The sequence below is a fragment of the Deltaproteobacteria bacterium genome, assembly GCA_016874735.1.
In the GTDB taxonomy this organism is placed as follows: domain Bacteria; phylum Bdellovibrionota_B; class Oligoflexia; order Oligoflexales; family CAIYRB01; genus CAIYRB01.
The window spans coordinates 1-3,554 of the sequence record VGTI01000144.1; the positions used below are offsets into that span (position 1 = coordinate 1).

Sequence of the window (3,554 nt, forward strand, 5' to 3'; positions counted from 1 at the left end):
CACTGCGCCTGAAGCAGCAATTTAGCACCGAGATATCAATGATCACTCACGACGAAAAGTTAGCATTAGCGTCAGAAGCGCTTGGGCTAGAGGTTGTCGGGACGTAGTATTTGTAATGGCAACGTCGGGATTGGGACCACGGCGCCGACTGCTGCTCTGCAAGTTTCGTCTGGGACTTCAGAAACATTACGCCTGGACGGAAGTAGCCCGGCAGTGACCTTTTATCAGCACGGAAATACTTGGATCACAGGTAAAATACAGTCGATTGATACCGGCGCATGGGGAGGAGATCTTGCGATATCTACTGAGCCATCAAGCGGAACTGGTGCAACCCCGCTTGTAGAGCGCATGCGTATCACGTCCTCAGGCAACGTCGGGATAGATACAACGAACCCGATTTACAATCTCGCTATTGCCGGTTCTGCATGTGTTCAGCAATGGGATGAGCGGCGCTTCTAGTGGCGCTGCGGGAGGCAACGGTCTGGTCATCATTTCCTGGTGAAGTGATTGCTACTGACTTAGTTTCATCGGCTCATACAACTACCCTGAGGCATTCCGCTTAGCCCAAATCAGCAGCTTATCATCGGCTGCGCCGTAGCTCTCGAGCGCCTCAACACCCTGTGTGTCAAGCTTATCCAGGAGCACGCCAAGCCCTTTCTGCCTAAGACTCGTACCCCCGTGAAAGATGCCGTCAGTGCCTATGAGTATGCCTTTTACATGTGCTTGGTTGATCGCTATTTGCTTCATACTCAGTGCGAGCACCGGTGACATGCCGAGGATACCACCTGTGGCTATGACGGGGACAAACCGTTTTGCCTCCTGTACCCCATAGTCAATGACTAATGGAACATGCCCTGCAGAGTAATACTTGACGTCTTGTTTACTGACAACTGCGATTCCCATCGTAGCGGTATGTGGTACTTTGGCACCCATCATCAACAGGGTCTTATTAGCACTGTGGAGGAAAGCCTCTGGACTAAACTCCTCTTCAAACAGCGTACCAACCCACAGCGTATGAATTGCCTGCGCGACCATCGCAGCTGCTACACCCTTGCCGGATACGTCCGTCACCGCTAGCACCAGATCGCCCGAGGAAAGAATACGCGCACCGAACCAGTCGCCACCGAGTTTATCAAACTTCTTTTGATAATACTCCACGCGGTATCCATGCCAATCAAATGGATCAAACTGCGTCACTAGTGACTCTTGAACTTGACTGGCAAGCTCCAGATCTTTTTCAATGGCTGCAACTCTTAGGCGCTCGTTTTGGACGGACAGTTCATGGGTCTTTTTCTCCGTATCCCAAATCCTATCCAAATTCTTTGCAATGCTATCGTTCGTAAGCACCGCATATAACGAGGTTCCTAGCATGATTGTAATCCAAGGAACGATCCATGGGTGCATTGCCGGATTTCCCATGATCGCCCAAGTACTGAGAATCACAAACTGCCCGACGAACAGAGCATTCACAACCCGACCAACGTAGGAGAAAGCAAGGATCGTCACAATGATCGTTGGATATAGCGCGGCACCTAGGATCAAAATTGGCGTCAACTCCGATGTTTCAGCGACAGACCGGAAACATAGACCCAATCCGACAATGGCAACCTCATAAAACCAGAACCAAAAAGCTCGCATTTCCAAGGTAGACTGATTCGCCCGCGGAAAAACACCTCTCAATGGCGTAATACCCATTAAGAGCAAAGTGACGACGAGCTTGTTACGAATGATCGCTGGGGCATAAAAATAGGCGACGCTTATCGCTGCCGCTAATATGGCGCTCGTCAAAAAAAAGTAGTTCCACCTAGTACGGCGACTTAACTCACCGCCAATTTTTGTCAGAGTACTACCGGTTGCTACAGGCACCTTTGAGAACGGCTGCTCTTGCTTGGCTTGGTGACTAGACTTATGACTAGGCTGCGTCATGTTTGGCCTCGGAGTCTTTATGGGATTCCGATTGAGGCTTGTTGATCCTGACCACTAAAAATGACACATCGTCTCTCAACGCTCCGATCCCATCCGCTTTTAGCTGAACTTTACAGCGCAGCTCGAGTAGATTGCGCAAATCAGATGCGGATGGGGTTTCGGAAAACTTGATCAGCTTGGTGAGCATCCTTAGACTGGGAGTTTTACCTTTAGGACTGGTAGCGTCTAGGAGACCATCTGAGAACAGGAGTAATGTATGAATCGAATCAAGCGGCTTGGCTACGATCTCTGCAAGCTGTGGCTCATCAGAGTGGCCTAGCAGCGTATTGGCATACTGCGAGAGTATAGTGACGCCCTTTTCTTGCATGAGCACTGCCGGCACATGGCCAGAATTCATGTACGAGAAGGTCCGCTCTTCAAGGTCTACGACCATGGAGATCATCGTCATATAAAGCTTATCTGCGGATGAGGTCCTGATGATTTTGTTGAGGCAATTATGAACCGTCGCTAAGGGAGCAGGTTGCCCGTGATCGCGACAGTGCTCTTCGTGGATCATATCCGTAGCACCCTTGGCAAAGGATGCCAGCAGCGCTGAACTCACCCCATGCCCCGTCACATCCCCCAGATGCAAATAGAGCCATCGGTTTGCGATCAGTCCATGCGAATACCAATCGCCCCCGACAGCCTCGGCTGCCATGTAGCCTGCCGCGATTTCAAATCGCTGATGGGTCACACTTACGGGAGGCAAAAAGTCTTGCTGGAGCACTGAGGCCGTTTGACGCTCCGATTCTAAATAGATCCTACGGCGCGTCTCAAGATGGCGTTGCTCGCTATAGCCGAGAATTACCGACCCAATAAATCCAAGCATGGGTAGAGTCCATGGGATCTCGATCCCCGCCACGACAAAAGCACCGATAAAAGACGTCATGACCACGGCAAAGATCACCGCAAAGCGTTTAAAAAACTTTGCCAGTGGCAACTTCATACCAACCACAACACCCAAAATCGTAAGCACCATCAACCACCAGGATGTATGGCCGGCGGATCTTAGCCAGGCGCCCCTAAGTACACTATTGACGTTGGACGCAAATAGCCACGATCCGGGTATGAGCCCGAATGGGGAATTACTAAACTGCGTCACACCCGTTGCATATTGAGTGAAAATCAAAACTACATCGCCAGGGTTAACAACGTCTAGGGCCCCAGGTTTACCCTCAAAAAATGCGCTGAGGGATAAGACAACGGTGCCCAATGATTTTCCGCTTAAAAAGTCAATAGGCACAAGGCCGCGCTCGTCCATGTGTACAGGGACACTATTGACGAGTAGCGTACCTCGATCGATCTTGAGTTCATCAGCGGCATAGAGACTTAGATGCGGAATCGGCATAAAATTATTCACGACAATTGCAGGCGCAAAATAATTTTGAGAGAAATCCTGGAAGTGTCCCAGCCTCTTAAAAGCCTGCAGATAGGCACCCTCGGGCCCATAGATTTTCGCACTATCAACACGCTTTAGATTTGTCGGCAGGGCCCCGACGCGTGACCAAGCTGAGATGAATTTGTTTTCACTGATATCGGTTCTAAAGGGAATCGCTTGTTGGGATATCATCGCACCAACTACGACCGGT

General features: G+C 50.3%; 3 protein-coding genes. 1 reads left to right on the forward strand and 2 read right to left on the reverse strand.

All coding sequences use genetic code 11. The features are described 5' to 3' along the window. Nucleotides 1-93 precede the first annotated feature (93 nt). Nucleotides 94-459: a hypothetical protein gene (locus FJ146_19720; protein ID MBM4254200.1), complete on the forward strand. Its 366-nt coding sequence runs from the start codon at nucleotides 94-96 to the stop codon at nucleotides 457-459. Nucleotides 460-540: 81 nt separating this feature from the next. Here FJ146_19720 and FJ146_19725 read toward each other — a convergent pair whose 3' ends face one another. Next, entirely contained in the window at nucleotides 541-1,926 is a 1,386-nt protein-coding gene (locus FJ146_19725) for a hypothetical protein (protein MBM4254201.1), read from the reverse strand. Beyond that, nucleotides 1,913-3,535, reverse strand: coding sequence for a serine/threonine-protein phosphatase (locus FJ146_19730; protein MBM4254202.1), 1,623 nt, complete (start codon nucleotides 3,533-3,535; stop codon nucleotides 1,913-1,915). Before FJ146_19730 ends, FJ146_19725 begins: the two co-directional genes overlap by 14 nt. Nucleotides 3,536-3,554: the final 19 nt, after the last annotated feature.

Excerpts from the sequence above, each read along its gene's own strand:
- FJ146_19725 (MBM4254201.1), bottom strand. The coding sequence starts at position 1,926 with ATGACGCAGCCTAGTCATAAGTCTAGTCACCAAGCCAAGCAAGAGCAG.
- FJ146_19730 (MBM4254202.1), bottom strand. The coding sequence starts at position 3,535 with ATGATATCCCAACAAGCGATTCCCTTTAGAACCGATATCAGTGAAAAC.